The organism is Falsiroseomonas oleicola (genome assembly GCF_019029495.1).
Lineage (GTDB): Bacteria > Pseudomonadota > Alphaproteobacteria > Acetobacterales > Acetobacteraceae > Falsiroseomonas > Falsiroseomonas oleicola.
In genome coordinates this window covers 14747-39557 of record NZ_JAERQM010000009.1, presented here as the reverse complement: position 1 = coordinate 39557, position 24811 = coordinate 14747, and the positions used below count along the sequence as shown (strand labels likewise).

25 protein-coding genes are annotated in these 24811 nt (G+C 70.1%); 20 read left to right on the top strand and 5 right to left on the bottom strand.

Annotation, left to right across the window (positions count from 1 at the left end):
• The first annotated feature begins 108 nt into the window (after positions 1-108).
• From JJQ90_RS23545 to JJQ90_RS23520, 6 genes are all read left to right on the top strand, one after another.
• The gene (locus JJQ90_RS23545) at positions 109-561 is read left to right on the top strand and encodes a GtrA family protein (RefSeq protein ID WP_216878729.1); all 453 of its coding nucleotides are present in this window, start codon (positions 109-111) and stop codon (positions 559-561) included.
• Positions 558-1520, top strand: a complete 963-nt coding sequence (locus JJQ90_RS23540; RefSeq protein ID WP_216878728.1) for a glycosyltransferase family 2 protein — start codon at positions 558-560, stop codon at positions 1518-1520. Before JJQ90_RS23545 ends, JJQ90_RS23540 begins: the two co-directional genes overlap by 4 nt.
• A 222-nt stretch (positions 1521-1742) precedes the next feature.
• The gene (locus JJQ90_RS23535) at positions 1743-2105 is read left to right on the top strand and encodes a hypothetical protein (RefSeq protein WP_216878727.1); all 363 of its coding nucleotides are present in this window, start codon (positions 1743-1745) and stop codon (positions 2103-2105) included.
• A 2-nt stretch (positions 2106-2107) separates the two neighbouring features.
• Complete coding sequence (locus JJQ90_RS23530) at positions 2108-3859, top strand: type I secretion system permease/ATPase (RefSeq protein WP_230410933.1); 1752 nt, start codon at positions 2108-2110, stop codon at positions 3857-3859.
• Entirely contained in the window at positions 3856-5244 is a 1389-nt protein-coding gene (locus JJQ90_RS23525; protein WP_216878726.1) for an HlyD family type I secretion periplasmic adaptor subunit, read from the top strand. Before JJQ90_RS23530 ends, JJQ90_RS23525 begins: the two co-directional genes overlap by 4 nt.
• A gap of 11 nt (positions 5245-5255) precedes the next feature.
• Positions 5256-5555 (top strand): hypothetical protein, encoded by a 300-nt coding sequence (locus JJQ90_RS23520; RefSeq protein ID WP_216878725.1) that lies wholly within the window; start codon positions 5256-5258, stop codon positions 5553-5555.
• A gap of 45 nt (positions 5556-5600) precedes the next feature.
• Here the strand turns inward: JJQ90_RS23520 and galE are convergent, their stop codons facing one another.
• The gene (galE, locus tag JJQ90_RS23515) at positions 5601-6602 is read right to left on the bottom strand and encodes a UDP-glucose 4-epimerase GalE (RefSeq protein ID WP_230410932.1); all 1002 of its coding nucleotides are present in this window, start codon (positions 6600-6602) and stop codon (positions 5601-5603) included.
• 195 nt (positions 6603-6797) lie between these two features.
• Here galE and mepA point away from each other — a divergent pair, with 195 nt between their 5' ends.
• The 3 genes from mepA to JJQ90_RS23500 all read left to right on the top strand — a co-directional run bounded on the left by mepA (position 6798) and on the right by JJQ90_RS23500 (position 9506).
• The gene (mepA, locus tag JJQ90_RS23510) at positions 6798-7652 is read left to right on the top strand and encodes a penicillin-insensitive murein endopeptidase (protein WP_216878724.1); all 855 of its coding nucleotides are present in this window, start codon (positions 6798-6800) and stop codon (positions 7650-7652) included.
• Between the two features lie 176 nt (positions 7653-7828).
• Positions 7829-8638: an ABC transporter ATP-binding protein gene (locus JJQ90_RS23505; protein WP_216878723.1), complete on the top strand. Its 810-nt coding sequence runs from the start codon at positions 7829-7831 to the stop codon at positions 8636-8638.
• Positions 8628-9506 carry an ABC transporter permease gene (locus JJQ90_RS23500; protein ID WP_230410931.1) on the top strand — a complete coding sequence of 293 codons (879 nt, stop codon included), beginning with the start codon at positions 8628-8630 and terminating at the stop codon, positions 9504-9506. Before JJQ90_RS23505 ends, JJQ90_RS23500 begins: the two co-directional genes overlap by 11 nt.
• A 13-nt stretch (positions 9507-9519) precedes the next feature.
• On the opposite strand, the gene JJQ90_RS27655 is transcribed toward JJQ90_RS23500, so the two are convergent.
• Together JJQ90_RS27655 and JJQ90_RS23490 are read right to left on the bottom strand one after the other, a co-directional pair.
• Positions 9520-10356 (bottom strand): protein-methionine-sulfoxide reductase heme-binding subunit MsrQ, encoded by an 837-nt coding sequence (locus JJQ90_RS27655; protein WP_216878722.1) that lies wholly within the window; start codon positions 10354-10356, stop codon positions 9520-9522.
• A gap of 38 nt (positions 10357-10394) precedes the next feature.
• Positions 10395-11318: a mitochondrial fission ELM1 family protein gene (locus JJQ90_RS23490; protein WP_216878721.1), complete on the bottom strand. Its 924-nt coding sequence runs from the start codon at positions 11316-11318 to the stop codon at positions 10395-10397.
• Between the two features lie 63 nt (positions 11319-11381).
• Here JJQ90_RS23490 and JJQ90_RS23485 point away from each other — a divergent pair, with 63 nt between their 5' ends.
• The 9 genes from JJQ90_RS23485 (at position 11382) to JJQ90_RS23445 (ending at position 18889) form a co-directional block, all read left to right on the top strand.
• On the top strand, positions 11382-12104 hold the full coding sequence (locus tag JJQ90_RS23485) for an orotate phosphoribosyltransferase (RefSeq protein ID WP_216878720.1): 723 nt from the start codon (positions 11382-11384) through the stop codon (positions 12102-12104).
• 13 nt (positions 12105-12117) lie between these two features.
• Positions 12118-12375 (top strand): hypothetical protein, encoded by a 258-nt coding sequence (locus JJQ90_RS23480; RefSeq protein WP_216878719.1) that lies wholly within the window; start codon positions 12118-12120, stop codon positions 12373-12375.
• A gap of 10 nt (positions 12376-12385) precedes the next feature.
• Positions 12386-12667 carry a type II toxin-antitoxin system RelE/ParE family toxin gene (locus JJQ90_RS23475; protein ID WP_216878718.1) on the top strand — a complete coding sequence of 94 codons (282 nt, stop codon included), beginning with the start codon at positions 12386-12388 and terminating at the stop codon, positions 12665-12667.
• Positions 12649-14307, top strand: a complete 1659-nt coding sequence (locus JJQ90_RS23470; protein WP_216878717.1) for a peptide ABC transporter substrate-binding protein — start codon at positions 12649-12651, stop codon at positions 14305-14307. Before JJQ90_RS23475 ends, JJQ90_RS23470 begins: the two co-directional genes overlap by 19 nt.
• Positions 14289-14681: a VOC family protein gene (locus JJQ90_RS23465; RefSeq protein WP_230410930.1), complete on the top strand. Its 393-nt coding sequence runs from the start codon at positions 14289-14291 to the stop codon at positions 14679-14681. Before JJQ90_RS23470 ends, JJQ90_RS23465 begins: the two co-directional genes overlap by 19 nt.
• The gene (locus JJQ90_RS23460) at positions 14678-15610 is read left to right on the top strand and encodes an ABC transporter permease (RefSeq protein WP_216878716.1); all 933 of its coding nucleotides are present in this window, start codon (positions 14678-14680) and stop codon (positions 15608-15610) included. The genes JJQ90_RS23465 and JJQ90_RS23460 overlap by 4 nt, the downstream gene beginning before the upstream one ends.
• Before the next feature lie 178 nt (positions 15611-15788).
• Positions 15789-16604 (top strand): ABC transporter permease, encoded by an 816-nt coding sequence (locus JJQ90_RS23455; RefSeq protein WP_216878715.1) that lies wholly within the window; start codon positions 15789-15791, stop codon positions 16602-16604.
• A 27-nt stretch (positions 16605-16631) separates the two neighbouring features.
• On the top strand, positions 16632-17801 hold the full coding sequence (locus JJQ90_RS23450) for a cobalamin-independent methionine synthase II family protein (protein ID WP_216878714.1): 1170 nt from the start codon (positions 16632-16634) through the stop codon (positions 17799-17801).
• 113 nt (positions 17802-17914) lie between these two features.
• Positions 17915-18889, top strand: a complete 975-nt coding sequence (locus JJQ90_RS23445) for a Bug family tripartite tricarboxylate transporter substrate binding protein (protein ID WP_216878713.1) — start codon at positions 17915-17917, stop codon at positions 18887-18889.
• 141 nt (positions 18890-19030) lie between these two features.
• Here JJQ90_RS23445 and ilvD read toward each other — a convergent pair whose 3' ends face one another.
• Positions 19031-20749, bottom strand: a complete 1719-nt coding sequence (ilvD, locus tag JJQ90_RS23440) for a dihydroxy-acid dehydratase (RefSeq protein ID WP_216878712.1) — start codon at positions 20747-20749, stop codon at positions 19031-19033.
• A gap of 166 nt (positions 20750-20915) precedes the next feature.
• On the opposite strand from ilvD, the gene JJQ90_RS23435 reads away from it, so the two are divergent.
• Positions 20916-21413 (top strand): hypothetical protein, encoded by a 498-nt coding sequence (locus JJQ90_RS23435; RefSeq protein ID WP_216878711.1) that lies wholly within the window; start codon positions 20916-20918, stop codon positions 21411-21413.
• 70 nt (positions 21414-21483) lie between these two features.
• Positions 21484-22050: a Uma2 family endonuclease gene (locus JJQ90_RS23430; protein WP_216878710.1), complete on the top strand. Its 567-nt coding sequence runs from the start codon at positions 21484-21486 to the stop codon at positions 22048-22050.
• 6 nt (positions 22051-22056) lie between these two features.
• Here JJQ90_RS23430 and JJQ90_RS23425 read toward each other — a convergent pair whose 3' ends face one another.
• Positions 22057-24738, bottom strand: a complete 2682-nt coding sequence (locus JJQ90_RS23425) for a valine--tRNA ligase (RefSeq protein ID WP_216878709.1) — start codon at positions 24736-24738, stop codon at positions 22057-22059.
• Between the last annotated feature and the right edge of the window lie 73 nt (positions 24739-24811).

The window sequence follows — 24811 nt, the reverse complement described above, 5'->3', positions numbered from 1 at the left end:
GCCGAGGCTCGCAGCCCATCCGGCTGCCGGCAAGCTGCCGCCTTTTGGTCACGCCGCAGTGGTTTGACGATGCGCGAGTTCACCCCACCTGACGCCCATGGACACATCATGCCCGCACGCACTGCCGCCGAAACCCTGATCGCGCGCCTGGGTCCGGAACGCCGCGATGGGCTGCTGCAGTTCCTGCGCTTCGGCGTGGTCGGGACGGTGGGGTTCCTGGTCGATACCGCCGTGCTCTATGCCGGGCTGGCGCTGGGACTCGGCCTCTATTCCGGCCGCGCCGTCTCCTATGTCGCGGCGGCGAGCACCACCTGGGCGCTGAACCGGGCCTGGACCTTCCGGGATTCGGGCCAGGCGCCGGCGGCACGGCAATGGGCGCTGTTCCTGCTGGTCAACCTGATCGGCTTCGCCTGCAACTATGGCACCTATGCCGCGCTCATCGCCTTCGTGCCGCTGGTCGCCGCCCATCCGGTGCTGGGCGTGGCCGCCGGGGCGCTTGCCGGCATGGTCGGCAATTTCTGGCTGTCCCGGCGATTCGTCTTCAAGGCCGCCACCACATGACGCCACGCATCGCCGTGCTGATCCCCTGCTACAACGAGGCCGTGGCGATCCCGCGCGTGGTCGCCGGCTTCCGTGCCGCCCTGCCAGGCGCCACCATCCATGTCTATGACAACAACAGCCAGGACGGCACCGCGGAGGCGGCGCGCGCCGCCGGCGCCCTGGTGCGGCGAGAGGTGCAGCAGGGCAAGGGCCATGTGGTGCGCCGGATGCTCGCCGACATCGAGGCCGACTTCTACGTGCTGGTCGATGGCGACGACACCTACGACGCCGCCGCGGCGCCGGAAATGCTGCGCCTCGCCATGGTGGAGAAGCTGGACATGGTGACCGGCACCCGCGTCACGGAAGCCGAGGCCGCCTACCGCCCCGGCCATGTGTTGGGCAACATCGTGCTGACCGGGATGGTCCGGCTGATCTTCGGCAACCGGATCAGCGACATGCTCTCCGGCTACCGGGTGTTCTCCCGTCGCTTCGCCAAATCCTTCCCCGCTTTGGCCGAGGGCTTCGAGACCGAGACGGAATTCACCGTCCATGCGCTGGAGCTGCGCATGCCGGTGGGCGAGATGCCCACCGCCTATCGCGCCCGCCCCGCCGGCAGTGAATCCAAGCTCAACACCTGGCGCGACGGCTTCCGCATCCTGGGCGCCATCCTGCTGCTGGTGCGCCGCGAACGGCCGCTGCCCTTCTTCGCTTTGGTGGCGCTGCTGCTGGCGGGGCTCGGGGTGGGGCTGGCGATCCCGGTGCTGCACACCTTCATCGCCACCGGCCTGGTGCCCCGCCTGCCCACCGCCGTGCTGTCGATGGGGCTGGTGGTGCTGGCCTTCCTGTCGCTCGCCTGCGGCCTGATCCTGGATACGGTGACGCGCGGCCGGATGGAGGCGAAGCGGATGGCCTATCTCGCCATTCCCGCGCCGGACTTCCCGCCCCCCGCCGGCGTCAAGGCGGCGGGCGAGGTCACCTGAGGCTGATCGGGACCTGTCCCGATTCATCTCTGCTTCATAACATCGCACTAGACTGCAACAGAACGGACATGTGGAACAATGTCATCCGGGCGTCTCTTGCTGTAGAAGCGGCCGGTTGCCAGTCCATTCCCTTTCCCGCCGGCGAGCCGCACGGACAAAAACATGTCTGCAGACCATCTCAGGGCGCCCTTTCCGGCAAATGCCGCGCCGGGCCGCCCAGCCATGCCGGCGCGACCTGTCCTGGTCCCCGAAGGCGCCCCCTGCCTGGAGGATTTCCTGTCCGGCCGCCCGGATGACCGGCTGCGAGACCTGCTGGCCTTCGCCCTGGCGGTGGAAGCCGGACCGCCGATGGATCGCGCGGCACTTCAGGCCCGGGCCGAGGCCGAACTGGAGGCGCTGGCCTTCCGCCGGCTGCACAACCAGGTGGAGACAATCCGGCTGGAGGCGGCGCGGGAGCAGATCCTGCGGCTGCGCGGCCCCGGCCTGCCCCGCCTCATCCTCGGCAACCTGATCGCCCTGGGCCTGGTCGCCGGCGTGGTGGCGGTGCTCCGGCAGCAGGGCCTTCTGGCTGCCTGGGGGCTCTGACCATGCGCCCCCCCATGCCGCTGATGCCCGGCGGATCGGTCTCCGCGCCCGAGACGGTGCTGTCCCAGGCGGTGGCCGCCTGCCGCCAGCAACTGCTCGGCGTCGCCATGTTCAGCGGCGTGGTGAACCTGCTCCAGCTCACCGTCTCGCTGTACATGATGCAGGTCTTCGACCGCGTCCTCGGCAGCCGCAGCCTCGACACGCTGTACTACCTCACCGCCATCGCCATCTTCGCGCTGCTGGTCATGGCGGTGCTGGACGGGCTGCGCGCCCAGGTGATGCAGCGGCTGGCGAGCTGGGTGGAGGGCAAGGTGGCGCCGGAGGCCTTCCTGCGCGCCATCGAAAGCCAGCTCCGCGGCCGCCCCTATCGGATGGAGGCGCTGCGCGACCTCTCTGCCTGCCGTGCCTGGCTGGGCTCCCCGGCCTCGCTCACCCTGTTCGACGTGCCCTGGGTGCCGATCTACCTCGCGGTGATCTTCGCGCTGCATCCGACGCTGGGCTGGATCGCCCTGGCCGGCGCGCTGCTGCTGTTCCTGCTGACGCTGGCCAATGAATGGGCCACCGGCGCCCTGGTGCGCCAGGCCAGCACCGCCAGCATCACCAGCCAGCGCCGCGCCGAGAGCATGGTCCGCAATGCGGAGGTGATCGACAGCATGGGCATGGCCCCCGCCGTGCTGCAAAGGTGGCGGGAGGGTTTCTCGGCCAGCATCCCGCCGCAGGAACGCGCGGCGGATCGCGCGGCCATCCTGCTCTCCATCACCCGCTTCTCCCGCCTCGCGGTGCAGGTCGGCGTGCTGGGCGCCGGCGCCTTTCTGGTGCTGGAACAGCAGATGACGGCGGGTGCCTCCATCGCCGCCTCCATCATCATGGGCCGCGCTTTGGCGCCGGTGGAGCAGATGATCGGCGGCTGGAAGCAGCTGGTGCAGGCCCGGCAGTCCTATCGCCGCCTGCTCGGCTTCCTGGCCCTGCCGCGCATCCGCCCGCCGGGCATGGCCCTGCCCGCCCCCACCGGCCGCGTCGCCGCGGAACGGGTGACCTTCGGCTTTCCAGGGCAATCGGTCGCCATCATCAAGGGCATCAGCTTCCAGCTCGCGGCCGGGGAGAGCATGGCGATCATCGGCCCCTCCGCCGCCGGCAAGACCACGCTGATCCGCCTGCTGATCGGCACCCTCCAGCCCGCCGCCGGCACCGTCCGCCTCGATGGCGCCGATGTCTTCACCTGGCAGCGGGAGGATTTCGGCCGCCATGTCGGCTACCTGCCGCAGGATGTGGAACTGTTCGACGGCACGGTGATGAAGAACATCAGCCGCATGCGCGACGAAGCGCCGGAAGGCGTGTTCGAGGCCGCGCGGCTTGCCGGCTGCCATGAGATGATCCTCCGCCTGTCGCAGGGCTACGACACCGAGATCGGCGATGGCGGCCAGCACCTGTCCGGCGGCCAGCGCCAGCTGATCGGCCTGGCGCGCGCCATGTATGGCGGGCCGCGCTTCGTCGTGCTGGACGAGCCCAATTCCAACCTGGACGGCGATGCCGAGCAGGCCCTGATCCAGGGGCTGGAGGCCTTGAAGAAGCAGGGCACCACGGTGATCCTGGTGTCCCACCGCCCGACCCTGGTGCAGGGCGTGGACAAGGTGCTGCTGCTGCGCGATGGCGCGGTGGAAGCCTTCGGCCCGCGCAACGAGGTGCTGAAGCGCCTGTCGCAGATCGGCCGGCCGGCCGAGGCGCCGCAGGGCCGCGTGGAGGGTGTGCGATGAGCGAGGTCGTGTCCCAGCCGATCGGCAGCATCGTCCCCCGCCCCGCCGCCGCGCCGCCCGCTTTGTGGCAGCCCGCCGAGGCGGCGCTGATCCTGGATGCCCCGCAGCCGCGCACCCGCGCGCCGATGCTGATCGGCTATGCCATCCTCGCCATCTTCGTGGTCGGCCTCGGCCTCTGGGCCAGCACCGTGCCGCTGGCCGAGGCCGCGATCGCGCCGGGTCAGTTGAAGGTGGAAGGCACGCGCCGCACCATCCAGCATTTCGAGGGCGGCATCGTGCGCGACATCCTGGTGCGCGACGGCGATGCCGTCACCGCAGGCCAGGTGCTGCTGCGCCTCGACCAGCCCCAGGCGGAGCAGCAGACCGAGACGCTGCGCAGCCAGCGCTGGGCACTGCTGGCGCAGGATGCGCGGCTGACGGCGGAGCTGGAGGATCGCAGCGACATCGCCTTCCCGCCCGACCTGCGCGCCTCGGCCGAGCCCCGCGCGGCGGAGGTCGTCTCCGGCCAGATCGCCCTGTTCGCGGCGCGGCGCACGGCGCTGGAGAGCCAGATGCAGGTGCTGCGCTCGCGGATCGACCAGCACAACGCCACCATCGCTGCCGCCGAGGGCCAGATGAACGCCCAGCGCCGCATGCTGGTGCTGCTGCGGGCGGAGGAGCGCAATACGGCGGAACTGCTGCGCCAGGGCCTCGCCCGACTGCCGCAATTGCTGGCGCTGCAGCGCCAGGTGGCCTCCACCGAGGGCAATATCACCGACATCACCAACCAGATCCTCCGCTCCCGCGCCCAGATCGAGGAGGCCGGGCGGGAGATGGAGCGCATCGGCAATACGCGGACGCAGGAGGCCTCGACCGAATTGCGGGAGGTCCGGGTGCGGCTTGCGGAGGTGCAGGAACGGCTGCGCGCGGCGGAGAATGTCTCCACCCGGCTCGAGATCACGGCGCCGGAGGCCGGCATCGTGCTGAACCTGCGCGTCTTCACCCTGGGTGCCGTGGTGCGGCCGGGTGATGCGGTGATGGACCTGGTGCCGGCGCGGGACCGCATCATCGCGGAAGTGCATGTGCAGCCCAACGACATCGACGTGGTGCATCAGGGTCTGCAGGCCGAAATCCGCCTGCCCGCCTTCAAGCAGCGCGTCGTGCCCTATCTGCACGGCCACGTCACCTTCGTCGCCTCCGACGTCACGGAGGATGAGCGGCGTGGCCTCAGCTATTACCGCGTGCAGATCCAGCTCGACGAGGATCAGCTCACGGCGCTGGAAGGCATGACCTTGCGGGCCGGCATGGCGGTGGAGGCGCAGATCCAGACCGGGGAACGCACCTTCGCCCGCTACATGCTCCAGCCGCTGATCGACAGCTTCCACCGCGCTTTCCGCGAACAGTAAGGAACCAGCCGATGACCACCCTTCCCACCGTCTTCGCCGATGGCATCATCGACGTGCATGTCGCCAGCGGCGTGGCGCGCATCACCCTCGGCGCGCAGACCGCCGCCAGTTCCAAGGACAACAAGCCGGAACCCTCCGCCCTGCTGGTCCTGCCGGTGCTGCAACTGCCGAACCTGGCCAAGGTGCTGATGGAGGTGACCCGGCAGATCGAGGCCAAGGCGCGGGAGACGATGCAGACGCAGCAGGCCCAGCAGCAGCAGGCCGAGGCCGCGCCGGACCAGGTGGCCGGCGCCTTCCGCTTCAACGGCTGACGTCGGGGGAGCTGAAGTCGGGGGGCCGACCTTGGGGGCGGCCCCTCAGGCCGCCTTGCGGTCCTTCGCATAGCCCTGGGGATGGGCCAGGCGCCAGTCCCAGGCCGTGCGCACGATATCCTCCAGCTTCGGGAAGCGCGGCGACCAGCCGGTCTCGGCCCGCAGGCGGGCGGAGGAGGCGACCAGCACCGCCGGGTCCCCCTCCCGCCGCGGACCCAGCGCGTGCGGCACGGCGCGGCCGCTGACGCGCGCCACCGTGTCGATCACCTCGCGCACCGAATAGCCGGTGCCATTGCCCAGGTTGTAGCGAACCGACCGCGTCTCCAGCAGCGGCAGCACGCGCAGATGCGCATCGGCCAGATCCGTCACATGCACATAATCCCGCACGCCGGTGCCATCCGGCGTCGGGTAGTCCGTGCCGAAGACCATCAGCGGCGGCCGGAGGCCCAGCGCCGCGTCGATGGCCAGCGGCACCAGATGCGTCTCCGGATCGTGATCCTCCCCAGCCCGGCCTTCCGGGTCGGCGCCGGCGGCGTTGAAGTAGCGCAGGGAGGCGAAGCGCAGCCCGTGGATCTTCTCGGCCCATTCCAGCGCCCGCTCACACATCAGCTTGCTCTCGCCATAGGGCGAGACCGGGCCGAGGCGCTGGTCCTCGTCGATCGGAATCCGCTCGGGAAAGCCGAACAGCGCGGCGGTGGAGGACATGACCAGCCGTAGGCAGTCGTGCTGCACGGCAGCCTGCGCCACGGCGGAGAGGGTGGCCAGATTCTCCGACATGTAGCGCAGCGGGTCGCGCATGCTGTCGCCGACCAGGGAGAGGGCGGCGAAATGCAGCACCGCGTCGAAGCGTCCGCTGCCGAAGGCCTCGGCCAAGGCGCGACGATCCTCGCAGCGGCCCGCCACCAGCCGCACCCCTTCCGGCACCGCGGCGGCATGGCCCTTGGAGAGGTCGTCCAGCACGACGACCTCATCGCCACGGTCACGCAGCGCGAGAACGATATGGCTGCCCACATAGCCGGCCCCGCCGGTCACCAGATAACGGCCCAAATCCCTAGCTCCATCCCTCGCCGCCACCCGGTCCACCGCGCCCCAGGCATCCTCGTGACGCGCCCTTGTCGCATTGGAATATGGCGCAATTAGCGGCCCGGTGCCGCAACTTGACCGCGATGTGACCGTCTGGAACCAGCCTGGGTTGTGTTGCCCCGGCTTGAGGCCGCCGGCGGGTGGCAGCATCATCCGCACATGAACCGCACCCTCGCCTTGCCCCTCGCCGTGTTCCTGCTGGCGCTGGCCCCCGCCGCCCTGGCGCAACAGGGGCCACCTGCCCGCGCGGCGGATTGGGCGGCCCTGGCGCGGCCGAATGCCGGGCCGGCGCGGTCCATCGGCACGACCAACCTGGGCTGCCTCGCCGGCGCCCAGGCGCTGGCGCCGGAGGGGCCGGGCTGGCAGGCCGTCCGCACCTCCCGCAACCGGCACTGGGGGCATCCCGCCACGCTGCAACTCGTGGCCCATGTCGCCGGGCGGGCGCAGGCGGCGGGGCTGCCCGACCTTTGGATCGGCGACTTGGCGCAGCCGCGCGGCGGGCCGATGCCCTGGGGCCATGCGAGCCACCAGAGCGGGCTGGATGTGGACATCTGGCTCGACCTGCGGCCGAAACCCCGCGTGCCCGCGGCGATGCGGGAGGATCTGACCATCCCCTCCCTGGTCCGCGCCGATGGGCAGGATGTGGACCCCGGCCGCTGGACCGCGCGCCATGCCACGCTGATCCGCATCGCGGCGGAGGCGCCGGGGCTGGACCGGCTGCTGGTGAACCCCGCCATCAAGCGACGGCTCTGCGCCGACCATGCCGGCGCGCCCTGGCTGCGGCGCGTGCGGCCCTGGCGCGGCCATGACAGCCATATGCACATCCGCCTGCGCTGCCCGCCCGGCAGCCCGGAATGCCGCGACATCGGCCCGCCGCCGCCCGGCGATGGCTGCGACGCCTCGCTGGACTGGTGGTTCAGCGAGGAGGCGCGCAGCCCGCCCCGCCGCCCCGCCCGCCCCGGCCCGCCGCCCCGCCTGCCGCTCGCCTGCCAGGCGGTGATGCTGGGCCGGTGATGCGGTATCGGTGACGCCAAAGCGGGCGGTCTGCCCGATCGCGCGCCAGAAAATCGCCCATTCCTGCCTCAACGGCGCCTTGTGCGCCGCAGCGCGTCTTGCGCCAGCCCCGTCGCCTGTCGCACACAGGACCGCGCGCGCGTCGTCACGCCAACGGGAAGGGCCGGGGAAATCGGATGGAGCGACCTTTCGTCGAGATCAACAATGTGGCCATGCGCTATGGCGGCGTGGAGGGCACGCTGGCCTTGCAGAACGCCACGCTGTCGGTCGGCAAGGGCGAGTTCATCGCCGTGGTCGGCCCCTCGGGCTGCGGCAAGTCGACCCTGATGAAGCTGGTCACCGGCCTCTGGCCCGCCACCGCCGGCACGCTGCTGGTCGCGGGGCAGGAAGTGGACGGGCCGCTGTCCATCGCCGGCATGGCCTTCCAGAATCCGACCCTGCTGCCCTGGCGCAACATCATCGACAACGTGATGCTGCCGCTGGAAGTGGTGGAGCCGCATCGCCGCCAGCTGCGCGCCCAGCGCGCGATGTATGAGGCGAAGGCGCAGGACCTGCTGAGGCTGGTCGGCCTCGGCGGCTTCGACAAGAAATTCCCGCATGAGCTTTCGGGCGGCATGCAGCAGCGCGCCAGCCTGTGCCGCGCGCTGATCCATGAACCTGCTTTGCTGATGCTGGACGAGCCCTTCGCCGCGCTGGACATCTTCACGCGGGAGGATCTCTGGGCGGTGCTTCAGGATGTGTGGATGGCGCGGAAGCCGACCGTGATCCTGGTGACGCATGACCTGCGCGAAGCCGCCTATCTGGCAGATCGCGTTCTGGTCATGTCGTCCCGCCCCGGGCGGATCATCGCGGAACGCGTGGTGGACCTGCCGCGGCCGCGCACGCTGGAGACGACCTTCAAGCCCGAATTCGTCTCCATGGTGCATGATCTGCGCGAACATATCAGCGCCGCCCGCAAGGGCGAGGAGGTCGTCCATGGCCACTGAGAGCACCCTGCACCCCGTGGGCGACGCCACCATGTCGCCGGAGGCCATGCGGCGGCTGATGGCGCTGGCCGTGGCGCAGCGCCGCCGCCGCCGGCTTCAGGCCTGGCTGCCCTGGCTGGTCATCATCGGCATGTTCGTGATCTGGGAAATCGGGGTCCGCGCCTTCAACGTGCAGCAATTCGTGCTGCCGGCGCCGTCCGCCATCGCCGAGAGCATGGTGAAGTGGTGGGTGCCGCTGCTGGACAACAGCTGGCAGACGCTGATGACCACGCTGATCGGCTTCTTCCTGGCGGTCATCTTCGGGCTGCTGCTGGGGGTCGCGATCGGCAGTTCCTCGCTGCTGTATCACGGGCTTTATCCGCTGCTGATCGGCTTCAACTCCGTGCCGAAGGTGGCCGTGGTGCCGATCCTGGTGATCTGGTTCGGCATCGGCACCGTGCCGGCCGTCATCACCGCCTTCATGATCAGTTTTTTCCCGATCGTGGTGAACGTGGCGACCGGCATCGCGACCGTGGAGCCGGAGCTTCGGGACGTGCTGCGGGCGCTGGGCGCGCGGCCTTCCGACATCATCCGCAAGGTCGGGCTGCCGCGGGCAATGCCCTATTTCTTTGCCTCGCTGAAGATCGCCATCACGGTGGCCTTCGTCGGCTCCATCATCGCGGAGACGGTGGCGGCCAATAAGGGCATCGGCCATCTGATGATTTTGGCGAGCAGCCGCTTCGACGTGCCGCTGGTCTTCGCCGGGCTGATCGTGACGGCGGTGATGGGCGTGGCGATGTATGTGGCTGCTGTCGCCATCGAGAACCGCACCACCGGCTGGGCCATGCGCGGCCAGAACGACCAGCAGGTGACCGTGCCGGGGGTGTGACCCCGGCCCGTCTTCACCGAAGACGGCGGCGCAGCTCGGTGAGCGCCGCCACCGCCAATCCCGCCAGAAGCACCCCCTGTGCCGGCCGCCACCCGGCGGCCGGGTCCAGGTTGGCGGCCAGGATGCGCCCGGCGGGCAGGTTGGTGGTCGCCGCATACCAGCCCCATTCCAGACCCGCCGCGCCAAGCGCGGCCAGCACCGCCAGGCCGGCCAGCGCCGCGCCATGCGCCCGCGCCCAGCCCGGCAGCAGCCGCCATCCCATCAGCCACAGGAAGACCCCGGCCAGCACCACCGTCGAATCGGCGCGGGACTTCGCCTGGAGAAAGGCATGGAAGATGCCGAGCGCGGCGAGCAGATAGACCCCCTTGTGCAGCCGCTTCCAGCGCCGCCCGAGCCGCCGCTGCCAGCCATCGGTCGAAGTCCAGCCCAGCACACACAGCCCCAGCAGCACGCAAAAGCCGAGGGTCAGGTAGAAGCGCCGCAGGATTTCGCTGGTGATCTCGGCCAGGTCCCAGGCCATGTGCCCGGCATAGAGCAGCAGGTGCAGCAGCGCGTAGCCCAGCGCCACCAGCCCCAGCATGCGCCGCAGCGTCAGCGCCTTCGGCCAGTCCGCCAGGTAGCGCAGCGGCGTCACCGCCAGCGAGACCAGCAGGAAGCGCAGTGCATGGGTGCCGGCTTCCCGCGTCGCCGCCTTCCAGGGCTCGGCGCCCATCTGGCCGGTGGCGAGCAGGGCCAGCAGCACCAGGCCGGGCGCCAGCGCCGAGGCCAGCACCAAGGCGCGCAGCCAGGAAAAGCGGCCGGCGCGGTCGCGCCAGGGCATGGGGAAGGCGGTCAGGGTGGTGCTGGACATGCGGGCTGCTTCGCCGGCGGCGGGCCGCCGGTTCCGCCTCACAGCCATCCGCGCGCCAGGATTTCGTCGGCAACGCGCCCGACCTCGTCCAAAGGCGGCCGGGCGAAGGGCGCCGGCGCCTGGTCCAGCGGCCGGGCCTGGCCGGCGGCATAGAGGCTTTGGTGCAGCGCCAGATGCCGCCGTCCCTCCCCGCCCAGCGGCGCGATGAACAGTGGCGCGGGGCCGACCAGCGCCTCCGACAGCATCGAGACGCTGTCGCCGCTGACCACCACCACGTCCGCCCAGGCCAGGAAGCCGAGATACGGATTTTTGCCTGTTCCGCCCCAGCGGTGCAGGCGGTGCGGCACGCTGGACAGCGCCTGCGCGAGGGCTTCGGTCGCCGCCCCGCCGGTACGGCGGCTGGCGCTGGCCATGACGCTGCCGGCAAAACCCGCGACCTGCGCTCCAAGGGCGGCCGCGAGGGCCGGGTCCAACCCCTCCCCCCGCACCGGCCCACCCAGCAGCAGCGCCACCCGCGGCCCGGGCAGCGCTGCCAGCGCGGACCATTCCGCCCGGGCCGCATCGAGGCGCGCCGGCGTCACGCGATGCGCGGCCCCCAGAATCGGCAGCACATCCGGCGAATCGGGCGGGTCGTCGTGGCGTCCGATGACCGAAAGATCAAAATGCCCGGCCGCGCGCATGCAGTTCACCACCCGTGCCCCGCGCCGCCCGAGCCAGCGCGCCACCGGCCCGGCCCGCCGCCCGGCGGAGATCACCAGCCTCGGCCAGGGCGGCACGAAAGCCGCACGCGCTGGCCCGGTCAGGCCCAGCAAAGTGGGAAAAGGCAGGGGCAGCCGGGCCAGCTTCCCCCATTCCAGCGGCACCACCCGATGCGGCCCCGGCAGCCGTTCCGCGATGCCCAGCGCCTGCGCCGCCGTGCCGGCACGCGGATCGGCCAGCACCCAGACCTGTTCAACCGTCATGGACGGCGCCGCGTCGCAGGGCTACCAACGGCGCATCGCTCCGCGCATGAGGAACTCGCAACAATGGCCATCCCGCACGCCTCCGACTGGGACCGCGACGCCGCCCTGACCACCGCGCGGATCCTGCTGGAGATCAAGGCGGTGAATTTCCGGCCGGAGGAGCCCTATACCTTCACATCAGGCTGGAAGAGCCCGGTCTATATCGACTGCCGCAAGATCATCTCCTTCCCTCGCGCCCGCAACCGCATCTGCGACCTGGCGGTGGAGAAGATCGGCCGGCACATCGGCTACGAATCCATCGACGTGGTGGTGGGCGGCGAGACCGCCGGCATTCCCTTCGGCGCCTGGATCGCCGACCGCATGATGGCCCCCATGGCCTATGTCCGGAAGAAGCCCAAGGGCTTTGGCCGCAATGCCCAGATCGAGGGCGAGGTTCCGGTCGGCCAGCGCACCCTGCTGGTGGAGGACCTGACCACCGATGGCGCTTCGAAGATCCGCTTCGCCAATGCGCTGCGGGAAGCCGGCACGATCTGCGACCACACCTTCGTGGTCTTCTACTACGGCGTCTTCCCCGGCAGCTTCGAGCAGATGAAGGCCATGGGGCTGAACCTGCACCACCTCTGCACCTGGTGGGATGTGCTGGAAGTCTGCCGCGAACGCCCCTACTTCTCGGAAGCGGCGCTGAAGGAAGTGCGGAAGTTCCTGGAGGATCCGGTGGGCTGGTCCGGCGCCCATGGCGGCATTTCCTCGCTCGCCGAGGCGAAGCCGAAGGACGGCACGGAGTAAGGGGGATAGGGCGATGGTACGGATCAGCGTCGATTTGCCGGAGGAGGTGGCCGCCGCGCTTCAGGCGGCTGCCAGCGCGCGCCAGTCCACGCCCGAGACGCTCGCCGCCGCCGCCATCCGGGATCGGGTCGCCGATCAGGCTGCGCTGGAGGCCGCGCTGCTCCAGGCCGAGGCGGAGATGGAAGCCGGCCTCGGCGTGCCGCATGACGAGGTGATGCTGGAAATGCACGCCTGGGCCGCGGAGATTCGAGCCCGCCACGCCAGCCGGTGAAGCCGGTTTCGTGAAGCTGGTCTGGATGCCGGTGGCCCTGCGCCACCTGCACGAGGCGCGTGATTATATCGCGCAGGACAATCCGGCCGCGGCCGATGCGCTTGTTGCAGGGTTGGTCCGCAGGGCCGAGTTACTCACCCGTTTTCCACAGGCTGGACGTACGCACGGCGGCACGCTCCGCATCATGGCGCTGCCGCCCACACCCTTCAGCCTGATCTACCGTGTCCATCCCGACCGTATCGCCATCCTCGCTGTCTGGCATGGAGCCCGCAAATGGCCGCCCTCCGGCTGATTTTCTCCCTCCTCCTCGCCGCCGCCCCCGCTTTCGCCCAGCCGGCGCGCGACAGCCTGACCATCGGCATCACCCAATACCCGGCCACCTTCCATCCCAATATCGAATCCATGGCGGCCAAGTCCTATGTCGGCGGCTTCATCCGCCGGCCGCTGACCAGCCGCGACCCCGACTGGAACCTGACCTGCCTCGGCTGCGTCACCGTCCCCAGCCTGGAGAACGGCCTCGCCACGCTGGAACAGACGCCGGATGGCAAGGCCGGCATCCGGGTGACCTGGGAATTGCGGGAGGGCTGGGCCTGGGGCGATGGCACGCCGGTGACGGCGGAAGACCTTCTGTTCGCCTGGCAGGCCGGCCGCGACTTTTCCACCGGCTTCGGCGGCAGCGAATTCTACCGCCGCGCCTATGAGGCGATCGTCGAATCCCCCCGCCGCATCACGCTCCGCTTCGACCAGGTCACCTTCGAATACGGCGCCAGCGGCGACTGGGTGCCCCTGCCCGCCCATATCGAGCGCGCCCGCTGGGAAGCCGAGCCCCGCACCTACCGCACCCGCAGCGCCTATGAGACGGAGCCCACCAATCCCGGCCTCTGGAACGGCCCTTTTCGAGTTGCCGCCACCACCCCTGGCACGGGCGTCACGCTGGAACGGAACCCGCACTGGTCCGGCCCGGCGCCCGCTTTCCGCCGCATCAACATCCGCACCATCGAGAATACCGCGGCGCTGGAAGCCCAGCTTCTCGCCGGGCAACTCGACATGGTGGCGGGCGAGCTGGGCCTGCCGCTGGAGCAGGTCTCGGCGCTGGAACGCCGCACCCGCAACCGCTTCCGCATCGAATACAAGCCCGGCCTGGTCTACGAGCATCTCGACCTGATGCTGGACAATCCAATCCTCGCCGACCTGCGGGTGCGGCAGGCGCTGGTGATGGCGATCGACCGCGGCCAGATCGTCGCCCGGCTGTTCGAGGGCCGCCAGCCGATCGCGCACACAACGGTCAATCCGCTGGACGGCATGCATGACGACGCCGTGCGCCAATGGCCCTTCGACCCCGCCCGCGCCGCCACCCTGCTGACCGAGGCCGGCTGGACCCCCGGCCCCGACGGCATCCGCCGCAATGCGGCCGGGGAGCGCCTGAGCCTCGAACTGATGACCACCGCCGGCAATCGGGGGCGGGAGGCGGTGCAGCAGGTGATCCAGGGCATGTGGCGCCAGGCCGGCATCGAGGCGCGCATCCGCAACGAGCCGCCGCGCGTCTTCTTCAGCGAGACGGTCAGCCGCCGCCGCTTCACCGGCGCCGCCCTGTTCGCCTGGATCAGCAGCCCGGAGAACGTGCCACGCACCACGCTGCATTCCGACGAAATCCCGACCGCCGCGCGCAACTGGTCCGGCCAGAACTACACCGGCTTCCGCAATGCGGAGATGGACAGCCTGCTGGAGGCCCTGCCGATCGAGCTGGACCGGGAGCGCCGCCGCGTGTTGTGGCATCGCCTCCAGGCCATCTATGCGGAGCAACTGCCGGTGATCCCCCTGTGGTTCCGCTCCGACGCGCATGTCTGGCCGACCTGGCTGGAAGGGGTGCGGCCGACCGGGCATCTCAGCCCCTCCTCCAACTGGGTCGAGGAATGGCGGGTGACGCGCTGATGCTGGACCATGTGTCCATCGCCGTCACCGACCTGCCCCGCGCCGCGCGCTTCTACGATGCGGTGATGCCGCTGCTGGGCATGGGCTGCGTGTGGCGGGAGGATCGGGCGATCGGCTATGGGGCGCGGGATGCGGCCGGCTACCTGACCATCCGCCTCGGCGCCATGCCAGCCGACCCGGCCTGCCACTGGGCCTTCGGGGCGCCGGACCGCGCTTCCGTGCGGGCCTTCCATGCGGCCGGGGTGGCGGCGGGGGGCAGCGACGATGGCGCGCCGGGGCTGCGGCCGAACTACCACCCGGCCTACTACGCCGCCTTCCTGCGCGACCCGGACGGCAACCGGGTGGAAGCGGTCTGCCACCGGGCCGCGGCATGATCCGCCTGCTGGCCGGTCGGCTGGTGCAGATCGCGGTGACGCTGGCGCTGCTGTCGCTGGCGATGTTCCTGCTGATCGGGCTGATGCCGGGCGATCCCATCGACCTGGCTTTGGCCGGCGACCCCCGCCTGACGGCGGAGGATGCGGCGCGGATGCGGGCGCTGCATGGTCTCGATCAGCCGTTGATGACCCGCTACCTCGCCTGGGCCGGGTCGCTGCTGGCCGGCGAGGCCGGCTATTCGCGGCTGTTCGCGCAGCCGGTCGCGCAGATCATTGGTCCGGCGCTGCTGTCCACCCTGGTGCTGCTGGGCGCGGCGGTGGCGGTTTCCGCCCTGCTGGGCCTCGCACTCGGCGCCCTGGCGGCGATGCGGCCGCGCTTCGCGCCCTTCGCCGATGCCATCGCCATCCTCGGCCAGTCGGCACCGAGCTTCTGGCTCGGCATCCTGCTGATTATCGTCTTCGCCGTGACGCTGGGCTGGCTGCCGGCCGGCGGCGCCGCCGAGATGGGCGGGGTGGAGGCGCTGCGCTTCCTGGTTCTGCCGGTGGCGACGCTGGCCATGGCGAACCTCGCCGCCTATGCGCGCCACAGCGCGGCCGAACTCAGCAATGTGCTGCACGCCCCCTGGATCACCGCCGCCCGCGCCCGTGGCGCCGGGGAGATGCGCATCCTGCTGCACCATGCCGCGCCGAATGCGGCGGTGCCGGTGCTGCAGGTGGCCGCCCTGGATGCCGGCAGCCTGGTGGGCGGCGCGCTGATCACCGAGACGCTGTTCGCCCGGCCCGGCATGGGCAAGCTGATCTATGACGCGGTGATGGGCAACGACACCAACCTGGCGCTGGTGGCACTGCTGCTGGTGGCGCTGGTGACGATGCTGGCGACGCTGGCCGCCGATATGGCCCAGCGCGCGCTGGACCCACGGCTGGCATGAGGATGTCTGGACGCAGGAGAGGCCCTCTCCTCCCAACGGGGGGAGAGGGTTGGGTGAGGGGGGACCTGCCATGGGCTTGGTATCCCTTGCCGCACAACCCGCTTTGCATCCTGGCGAGCCCCCCTCACCCCGACCCTCTCCCCCCGTCGGGGGGAGAGGGAGTGCCGGGACGGCATCCATGAGGCTGCGCCTCGGCCTTTTGCTGCTGGGCCTGCTGGCCGCCGGCGGCCTCGCCGCGCCGCTGGTCTCCGTTTGGATGGGCCTCGATCCCTTCGCGCCGGATCTGTTCAACCGCTTCGCCCCGGCCTCCGCCACCAACCCCCTCGGCACCGACGATCTCGGGCGGGATGTGCTGCTGCGGCTGCTGGAAGGGGCGCGGGTGTCGCTCGCTGTGGGGGTGGCGACGGCGTTGGCGGCGACGCTGCTTGGCACCGGCATCGGGCTGCTGGCGGCCTGGCGCGGCGGGGTGCTGGATGCGGTGCTGATGCGGCTGGCCGATGGCATGCTGGCCCTGCCCGCTTTGCCGGTGCTGGTGGTGCTGGCCGCCGTGGATACCGGGCGCATCGGCCTGCCGCGCGGCGAGGCCGCCTCCGACATTTTCCGGATCGTCGCCATCCTCTCCGTCTTCGGCTGGGTCGGCGTGGCGCGGCTGGCGCGGGCGGCGGCGCTTTCCGTCCTGGCGCGGGACTATGTGCGGGCGGCCCGCGCGCTGGGCGCGACGGAGGCACGGGTGCTGCTGCGCCATGTGCTGCCCAATATCGCCGGCCCCATCGCCATCGCCGCGGCGCTGACGGTGGCCGGCGCCATCCTGGCCGAGAGCACGCTGAGTTTCCTGGGACTTGGCATCGCCCCGCCGGCCGCGAGCTGGGGCAATATGCTGGCCAATGCGCAGGACCTGGTGTTCAGCGCACCCTGGGTCGCGGTCTGGCCGGGGCTCGCCATCCTTCTGGCCGTGGCAGGCTGCACCCTGGTGGCGGATGGTTTGCGCAGGTAAGGTTTTCCCAAATCCGGGGGAAACATCATGCCGCAAGGTGCCGACCGCATCCTGACCAGCCACACCGGCAGCCTGCCGCGCCCGCGCGCCCTCACCCGCCTGCATGCCCGCCGCGCCCGCGGCGAATCGGTGGATGCGGCGGAGTTGGAGGCGGCGGCCCAGGCGGCTGTGGAGGCCATCGTCCCGAAGCAGATCGCCGCCGGCATCGACATTCCGAACAATGGCGAGCAGGGCCGCGAATCCTTCGTGCTGTATCTGCGCGACCGGCTGACCGGGCTGGGCGGCGAGAGCCTGCGCGGCGGCTGGCAGGACATCGACGCCTATCCGGAGTTCAAGGCCGACCTCCAGGCCGCCAATGCGGGCAAGGAGACGGCGAGCATGACGGCGAACCTGCCCGCCGCCGTGGGCGATGTGCGCTATATCGGCGATGCCGCCATGGCCGCCGAATGCGCCGAATTCGCCCGCGCTTTGGCGCCGGCCAAGGGCCAGTACCGGCAGGCCTTCCTCGCCGCGCCCTCCCCGGGCATCGTCGCGGCCGTGGTGCAGAACAAGCACTACGACACGGAGGAAGCCTATCTGGCGGCGCTGGCCACGGCGCTGCGCCAGGAATACCGGGCGATCCTCGATGCCGGCTTCGTCCTGCAGCTCGACTGTCCGGACCTGGCGCTGGAACGCCACGCCTCCTACCAGGACCGGCCGCTGTCCGACTTCATCGGCTTCTGCGAACGCGTCGTCACCGCCATCAACCGCGCCATCGAGGGCCTGCCGAAGGACCGCATCCGCCTGCATGTCTGCTGGGGCAATTACGAGGGTCCGCATGATGCGGACGTACCGCTCGCGGATATCCTGCCCACCATCCTGCACGCCAGGGTCGGCGGCTTCGTGCTGCCCTTCGCCAATCCGCGCCACGCCCATGAGCACCGGCTGTTCCGCAAGCAGCCGCTGGCCGAGGACCAGATCCTGGTCGCCGGCGTCATCGACACGCTGACCAACTTCGTCGAGCACCCGGAGGTGGTCGCCGAACGGCTGGAACGCATCGCCGAGAGCCTGGGCGATCCGCGCCGTCTGATGGCCGGCACCGATTGCGGCTTCGACACGGCGGCCGGACGCGGCCGCGTCTCCGCCGATGTCGTCTGGGCCAAGCTGCGCAGCATGAGCGAGGGCGCGCGGATCGCGACCGAGCGGCTGCGTCCCTGATGTGCTGGCTCTGCACCATCCGGCGCCCGCCGCCCAAGCCAAGACCGAGGCCGAAGCCGGCCGAGCCTGCCCCAAGGCCGAGAACGGCCGGGTCCTTCAAGGAGAGAAACACCATGTTCCGCCGCATCCTGCTGGGCGCCGCAGCCGCGCTGATGGCCGCCCTGCCCGCTTTCGCGCAAACCCCGGCCTGGCCCGGCACCCGCCAGGTCCGCATCGTCGTCACCTACCCGCCCGGCGGCACCAGCGACTTCGTGGCGCGCCTGCTGGCACAGCGCCTGGGCGAGCAGACCGGCGGCAATTTCGTGGTGGACAACCGCTCCGGCGGCGGCGGCGTGATCGGCTGGACCAATGTGGTGCGCTCGGCCAATGACGGCTCGACCCTGCTGGTCACCGACAATTCGCTCGCCACCGCGCCGCCGCTGTTTCCCAATCTCGGCTTCGACGTGATGACGGACTTCACCCCCGTCTCGCTGATGGTGGACTACCCCACCGTCTTCGTCGTGCCGGGCAATGCCACCGTGCGCACGCTGCGGGACTATGTGGAGGCCGCGCGCGGCCAGGCGCCGGATGGCAATTTCTATGGCTCGATGGGCTCCGGCTCCTCCCCGCATCTCTATACCGAGTATCTTCAGGACATTGCCGGCATCCGCATGACCCATGTGCCCTATCGCGGCATGGGTCCGGCCTTCCTGGACCTGATGGCCGGCCGCGTTGGCCTGCTGATCGCCGCCCCGCCCACCGTGCTGGGCGCGGTGCGGGACGGAAGGGCGCGGGCCATCGCCATCGGCACCACGGGCGGCCGCATTCCGGCCCTGCCGGACGTGCCGACGGCCAAGGAGCTCGGCTTCGACTTCACCTATTCCTTCTGGTACGGGCTGCTCGGCCCGCGCGGGATGGACCCGGCGCTGGTCGCGCAGATCCGTGGCGAGGTGAACAAGGTGCTCGCCAATCCGGAAGTGCGGGACCGCTTCGTGCAGCAGGGCGCGACCCCGGTGGCCGGCGACGGCGCCGCCCTCACCGCCGTGATGCGCAGCGACCTGGACCGCTGGTCCGAGGTCGTGCGCACCAAGGGCATCGCGGTCCAGTAGAGTTGCCGCCGAAAAGGCTGACCTGCGGCCGGCGTCACGCCGGCCGAGGCCGCGAATGCGGCCCGCCGGTTGTCCGGCGAGCCAAGCCAGCGCCCGGCGCCTGAGGGGCTCTGGCGCGGTCACGCGAAAGGGCCGTTGGCATTATTGGTCGGCGTAGACGTGCCCTTCCTCCGCCGCGCCGGGATGCGTCACCGCACCCTGCGCGGCGGGACCCACCGTCTGGGCGTATTTCCACAGCGCGCCGGAGGTGTAGAGCGTCTTGCGCGGCACCCAGGCGGCGCGGCGGGCAGCCATCTCGGCCTCGGGCAGCATCACGTCGATGGTGCCAGCCTCGGCGTCGATGACGATGGGGTCGCCATTCTTCAGCAGGGCGATGGGGCCGCCGACCGCGGCTTCCGGCCCGACATGGCCGATGCAGAAACCGCGCGTGGCGCCACTGAAGCGGCCATCGGTGATGAGCGCCACCTTGTCGCCCATGCCCTGGCCGTAGATGGCGCTGGTGGTGGACAGCATCTCCCGCATCCCCGGGCCGCCCTTCGGGCCCTCGTAGCGGATGATGATGACGTCGCCCGGCTTGTAGGCGCGCATCTCCACCGCCTTGAAGGCGTCCTCCTCGCAGTCGAAGCACAGCGCCGTGCCCTCGAACCGCAGTTTCGACATGCCGGCGATCTTCACGATGGCGCCTTCCGGGGCGAGCGAGCCCTTGAGCGAGACCACGCCGCCGATCGGGCTGATCGGGTCGCTGGTCGGGCGCACCACGTCCTGGTCCTTCGGGACGATCACCTCCCGGTGGTTCTCGGCGAGGCTCTTGCCGGTGACGGTGATGGCATCGCCGCGCAGGTAGCCACCCTCCAGCAGCGCCTTGATGATCACCGGCACGCCGCCGATGTTGAACACGTCCTGCGCCACGTAACGGCCGCCCGGCTTCAGGTCCGCGATATGCGGCGTGGCGCGCATGATCTCCGCCACGTCATGCAGGTCGAACTTGATGCCGCATTCATGCGCGATGGCCGGCAGGTGCAGCGCCGCATTGGTGGACCCGCCGGTGGCGCCGACGATGGCCGCCGCATTGAACAGCGCATCCCGCGTCACGATGTCCCGCGGCCGCAGATTTTTCCGAATCAGGTCCACCACGGCGCGGCCGGATTGCACGGCGTAGTAGTCGCGCGATTCATCCGGCGCGGGGGCGCCGGCGGAACCCGGCAAAGCGAGCCCCAAAACCTCGGAAATGCAGGCCATGGTATTGGCGGTGAACTGGCCACCGCAGGCGCCGGCGCCCGGGCAGGCATGCTGCTCCAGCTCCAGCAGGTCGGCGTCGGACATATTGCCGGCGGCGTGCTGGCCCACGGCCTCGAACACATCCACCACCGTCACGTCGCGGCCCTGGAAGCGGCCGGGGCGGATCGAGCCGCCATACATGAAGACGGAGGGCACGTTCAGCCGCACCATTGCCATCATCACGCCCGGCAGCGACTTGTCGCAGCCCGCCACGCCGACCAGCGCGTCATAGCAATGGCCGCGCATGGTCAGCTCGATGGAATCGGCGATGACGTCGCGCGACGCCAGGGACGACTTCATGGACTGATGGCCCATGGCGATGCCGTCGGTCACCGTGATGGTGGTGAATTCGCGCGGTGTCGCGCCGCCTTCCTTCACGCCGATCTTCACGGACTGCGCCTGGCGGGACAGCGCGATGTTGCAGGGCGCGGCCTCGTTCCAGCAGGTGGCGACGCCGACGAAGGGCTGGTCGATCTCCTCCTGCGTCAGGCCCATGGCGTAGTAGTAGCTGCGATGCGGCGCGCGTTCCGGACCCACCGTGGTGTGGCGGCTCGGCAGCTTGGACTTGTCCCATTTGGTCATGGCGCGTTTCCCGGCGGTTTGGGACTGGCGTGCCACAGGAAGCGCGGCACGGCCAGGGGCGTCGGATCACGGACTCTTGCCCCTGGCCCCGCAATCCGTGTTTTTCACGGATGATCCGATGCCGGCATGATGGCGCGTCCCAGAAAAGAACGGTGGAGCGACGCCCATGGCCGGCATCAGCAGAGCCTTCCTTCTCGCGGCAGGTACCGGCCTTGCGCTGCTGGCGATGCCGGCCAGGGCCGATCACCTCGACCCCCGCGTCGCCGGACCCTTGCAGCAGATGTTCCGGCTCGCGGCGATGCAATGCCAGCAGGGCAACCCCCAGGCCTGCCAGAGGGCGCAGCAGATGCGCCGGGTGGAGATGGACCTCAGCCGCGCCCAGCACGCCTGCCAGGCCGGCAATGGACAGGCCTGCCAGTATTTCCAGAATGGCGCGCAGCAGGTGGTCGGCGCCTGGCAGCAGCAGCAGCAGGCCGGGATGATCCAGGGTGGCGGCATGGCCGGCGGCGGTCAGGGCTATTCCAGCCAGCAGATGACGCAGGACCATCAGCAACGCATGCGCCAGCAGCAGCAGCAGTTCCAGCAGCACCAGGACCGGATGCGGCAGCAGCAGAACCAGTTCGACCAGCAGAACCAGCGCTGGCTGGAACAGCACCGGCGCTGAGGGACGTCAGGCTGGACGATCCGGGGGGTGGTGGGCGTAGTCTATGCGCCGGATACCCATATCAGGCGCCATGTCCGACCTGCCCAAAACACCCGACCACCGCATGACCCGCGCCCAGTTCTACGCCTGGGCGGCGCAGCAGCCGCGCGGCCGGTATGAGCTGGAGGAGGGCAAGGTGATCGCCATGGCGCCGGAACGCGTCCGGCATGTCCGCGCCAAGATGCGCACGGCCCGTGCCCTGGAAGACGCCATCGCCGCCGCCGGCCTGTCCTGCGAGGCGCTTATCGATGGCGCCGCGATCGAGATCGGCGACCACACCGCCTATGAGCCCGATGTGCTGGTCACCTGCGGTGCGCCGGTCGATGGCGATGCCCTCGCCGTGCCGAACCCCGTCATCGTGGTGGAGGTCGCCTCGCCGTCCTCAACCCGCGGCGATCATGTGGTCAAATTCGCGGCCTATATGCGCGCGCCCTCGATCCGCCACTACCTGCTCCTGGCCGTCGAGACAGGCATCCTGGTGCATCACCGCAGGGCGGAGGATGGCACGATCCAGTCCGCCATCCTGCGCGAGGGTCCGCTCACTTTGGACCCGCCCGGCCTGACGATTCAGGTCGAGCAGTTGTTTCCGAAGGCGTAGGCGCCCTCAGCCCGCGATCCGCGCCAGCGCCGCGTCCAGCCGCGCCATCTCCGCCTGGAAGGCGGCCAGGCGTTCGCGGTTCTCCTCCACCACCTCCTCCTTGGCGCGGGCGACGAAGTCGGCATTGCCGAGCTTGGCCAGCACCTTGCCGGCCTCGGCCTCGGCCTTGGCGCGCGCCTGGCCGAGGCGGGCGCGTTCGGCCGAGAGGTCGATGACGTCGGCCAGCGGCAGCATCACCGTCGCCTCCCCCACCACCACCTGCGCCACGCCCTTCGGCACGGCGCCCTGCAACGGCCGCACCTCGGTGGCACGCGCCATGCGGCGGATCACCTCGATCCAGGCCTCGGCACGGGCCAGGGTGGTGCCGGAGGCGCCGGAGAGCAGCAGCGGCACGGTGATGGAGGGCGGCACGTTCATCTCGGAGCGCACGCCGCGCACCTCGCCGATCAGCCGCACCAGCCAGTCCAGCTCCTCCCGCGCCGCCTCGGCATCCGCCACCGGCACGGCGCCGGGCCATTCGGCGCGGATCAGGGTGCATTCGGCGCCATAGCCGAACTCGGCATGCAGGGCCTCGGTCATGAAGGGCATGGCCGGGTGCAGCAGCTTCAGGATGGTGCCGAAGACATGCTGCGCAGCGCCCTTCACCTCATCCTTGGCGGGTCCGTCCGGCCCGTTCAGTACCGGCTTGGCGAATTCCAGGAACCAGTCGCAGAAGCTGCCCCAGACGAAGCGGTAGGACGCTGCCGCATATTCATCGAAGCGGAAGGCTTCCAGCGCCGCCGTCGCCTCCGCCACCGCCCGGTTCGACCCATCGAGAATCCAGCGCGCCAGCGGCGTCTTCACGCTGGCCGGATCGAAGGCCGGGTCGGCCTTGATCCCGTTCATCTCCAGGAAGCGGGCCGCGTTCCAGATCTTCGTGCCGAACGACCGGAAGTCTTCCACCCGCTTGCGGCCGAGCTTCACGTCCCGGCCGGGGCCGGTGAGCGAGGCGATGGTGAAGCGCAGCGCATCGGTGCCATAGGCCTCGACCAGCTCCAGGGGGTCCATGACGTTCCCCTTGGACTTCGACATCTTCTGGCCCTTCTCGTCCCGGACGAGGCCATGGATGTAGACCTTCTCGAAGGGCACCTTCCCGTCCATGAAGTGCAGGCCCATCATCATCATCCGGGCGACCCAGAAGAAGATGATGTCGAAGCCGGTCACCAGGACGTCGCCCGGGTAGTATTTTGCGAGTTCAGGCGTCTTCTGCGGCCAGCCAAGTGTCGAAAAGGGCCAGAGCGCGGAGCTGAACCAGGTGTCCAGCACGTCCGGGTCGCGTACCAGCTCCACATCGCGGCCGAATTTCGCCCGCGCGGCGGCGCGCGCCTCCTCCTCGGTCTTGGCGACGAAGACCTCGCCATCCGGCGCGTACCAGGCCGGGATCTGGTGGCCCCACCAGAGCTGGCGGCTGACGCACCAGGGCTGGATGTCGCGCATCCAGGCGAAGAAGGTGTTCTCCCACTGGCGCGGTACGAAGACGGTCTGGCCGGTCTCCACCGCCTTGATCGCCGGCTGCGCCAGGGTCTTGGCGTCGACATACCACTGCATGGTCAGCCGCGGCTCGATCGGCACGCCGGAGCGGTCGCCATGCGGCACCTGGTTCACATGCGGCTCCACCGCCGCCAGCAGCTCCATCTCCTCCAGTTTTCCGACAATGGACTTCCGGGCTGCGAAGCGGTCCTGGCCTTCCAGGCTGCGGACGAAGGCATCCTCCGCCCAGGGGCCGGGGATCTCGGCCAGAGTCACCTTCGCATCCGGGTCGAGCACGGAAGGGCTGGCCAGCCCATGCCGGCGGCCGACCTCGAAGTCATTAAAATCATGCGCAGGCGTGATCTTCACCGCGCCGGTGCCCTTCTCCGGGTCCGAATAGCTGTCCGCCACCACCGGAATGCGCCGTCCGGTGAGCGGCAGCACGAGGTGCTTGCCGACCAGGTCGGCGTAGCGCGCATCCTCGGGATGCACGGCCACCGCCGTGTCGCCCAGCATCGTCTCGGGCCGCGTGGTGGCGACCGTCACGAAGCGGCCGGGCTCGCCCTCCACCGGGTAGCGCAGGTGCCAGATGCTGCCCTTCACCTCCCGGCTCTCGACCTCAAGGTCCGAGATCGCGGTCTGGAACACCGGGTCCCAGTTCACCAGGCGCTTGTCGCGGTACAGCAGCCCCTGGCTGTGCAGCGTCACGAACACTTCGCGGACGGCCTCGGACAGGCCCTCATCCATGGTGAAGCGCTCACGCGGCCAGTCCAGGCTGGCGCCGAGGCGGCGCAACTGCCGGGTGATGGTGCCGCCGGATTCGCGCTTCCATTCCCAGACATTGGCGAGGAAGGCCTCGCGCCCCATCTCGCGCCGCTTCAACCCCTGGGAGGCGAGCAGCCGTTCCACCACCATCTGCGTCGCGATGCCGGCATGGTCCGTGCCCGGCTGCCACAGCGCGTCGCGGCCCTGCATCCGCCGGAAGCGGGTCAGGATGTCCTGCACCGTCATGGTCAGCGCATGGCCGATATGCAGGCTGCCCGTGACATTGGGCGGCGGGATCATGATGGTGAAGGGCTTTGCCGCACTCTCGGGATGAGCGGCAAAGGCGCCTGAATCCTCCCAGCCCTGGTAGAGGCGGGGTTCGATGGCGGCGTGGTCAAAGGTCTTGTCGAGCATGCGGCATCCCTTCCCCGCCGGCCGGCTTCCGTCAAGGGGCGGCTGGACGGCGGCAGGCCTGCGGTTCATACGG

Excerpts from the sequence above, each read along its gene's own strand:
- JJQ90_RS23545 (WP_216878729.1), top strand. The coding sequence starts at position 109 with ATGCCCGCACGCACTGCCGCCGAAACCCTGATCGCGCGCCTGGGTCCG.
- JJQ90_RS23540 (WP_216878728.1), top strand. The coding sequence starts at position 558 with ATGACGCCACGCATCGCCGTGCTGATCCCCTGCTACAACGAGGCCGTG.
- JJQ90_RS23535 (WP_216878727.1), top strand. The coding sequence starts at position 1,743 with ATGCCGGCGCGACCTGTCCTGGTCCCCGAAGGCGCCCCCTGCCTGGAG.
- JJQ90_RS23530 (WP_230410933.1), top strand. The coding sequence starts at position 2,108 with ATGCGCCCCCCCATGCCGCTGATGCCCGGCGGATCGGTCTCCGCGCCC.
- JJQ90_RS23525 (WP_216878726.1), top strand. The coding sequence starts at position 3,856 with ATGAGCGAGGTCGTGTCCCAGCCGATCGGCAGCATCGTCCCCCGCCCC.
- JJQ90_RS23520 (WP_216878725.1), top strand. The coding sequence starts at position 5,256 with ATGACCACCCTTCCCACCGTCTTCGCCGATGGCATCATCGACGTGCAT.
- mepA (WP_216878724.1), top strand. The coding sequence starts at position 6,798 with ATGAACCGCACCCTCGCCTTGCCCCTCGCCGTGTTCCTGCTGGCGCTG.
- JJQ90_RS23505 (WP_216878723.1), top strand. The coding sequence starts at position 7,829 with ATGGAGCGACCTTTCGTCGAGATCAACAATGTGGCCATGCGCTATGGC.
- JJQ90_RS23500 (WP_230410931.1), top strand. The coding sequence starts at position 8,628 with ATGGCCACTGAGAGCACCCTGCACCCCGTGGGCGACGCCACCATGTCG.
- JJQ90_RS27655 (WP_216878722.1), bottom strand. The coding sequence starts at position 10,356 with ATGTCCAGCACCACCCTGACCGCCTTCCCCATGCCCTGGCGCGACCGC.
- JJQ90_RS23490 (WP_216878721.1), bottom strand. The coding sequence starts at position 11,318 with ATGACGGTTGAACAGGTCTGGGTGCTGGCCGATCCGCGTGCCGGCACG.
- JJQ90_RS23485 (WP_216878720.1), top strand. The coding sequence starts at position 11,382 with ATGGCCATCCCGCACGCCTCCGACTGGGACCGCGACGCCGCCCTGACC.
- JJQ90_RS23480 (WP_216878719.1), top strand. The coding sequence starts at position 12,118 with ATGGTACGGATCAGCGTCGATTTGCCGGAGGAGGTGGCCGCCGCGCTT.
- JJQ90_RS23470 (WP_216878717.1), top strand. The coding sequence starts at position 12,649 with ATGGCCGCCCTCCGGCTGATTTTCTCCCTCCTCCTCGCCGCCGCCCCC.
- JJQ90_RS23465 (WP_230410930.1), top strand. The coding sequence starts at position 14,289 with ATGGCGGGTGACGCGCTGATGCTGGACCATGTGTCCATCGCCGTCACC.
- JJQ90_RS23460 (WP_216878716.1), top strand. The coding sequence starts at position 14,678 with ATGATCCGCCTGCTGGCCGGTCGGCTGGTGCAGATCGCGGTGACGCTG.
- JJQ90_RS23455 (WP_216878715.1), top strand. The coding sequence starts at position 15,789 with ATGAGGCTGCGCCTCGGCCTTTTGCTGCTGGGCCTGCTGGCCGCCGGC.
- JJQ90_RS23450 (WP_216878714.1), top strand. The coding sequence starts at position 16,632 with ATGCCGCAAGGTGCCGACCGCATCCTGACCAGCCACACCGGCAGCCTG.
- JJQ90_RS23445 (WP_216878713.1), top strand. The coding sequence starts at position 17,915 with ATGTTCCGCCGCATCCTGCTGGGCGCCGCAGCCGCGCTGATGGCCGCC.
- ilvD (WP_216878712.1), bottom strand. The coding sequence starts at position 20,749 with ATGACCAAATGGGACAAGTCCAAGCTGCCGAGCCGCCACACCACGGTG.
- JJQ90_RS23435 (WP_216878711.1), top strand. The coding sequence starts at position 20,916 with ATGGCCGGCATCAGCAGAGCCTTCCTTCTCGCGGCAGGTACCGGCCTT.
- JJQ90_RS23430 (WP_216878710.1), top strand. The coding sequence starts at position 21,484 with ATGTCCGACCTGCCCAAAACACCCGACCACCGCATGACCCGCGCCCAG.
- JJQ90_RS23425 (WP_216878709.1), bottom strand. The coding sequence starts at position 24,738 with ATGCTCGACAAGACCTTTGACCACGCCGCCATCGAACCCCGCCTCTAC.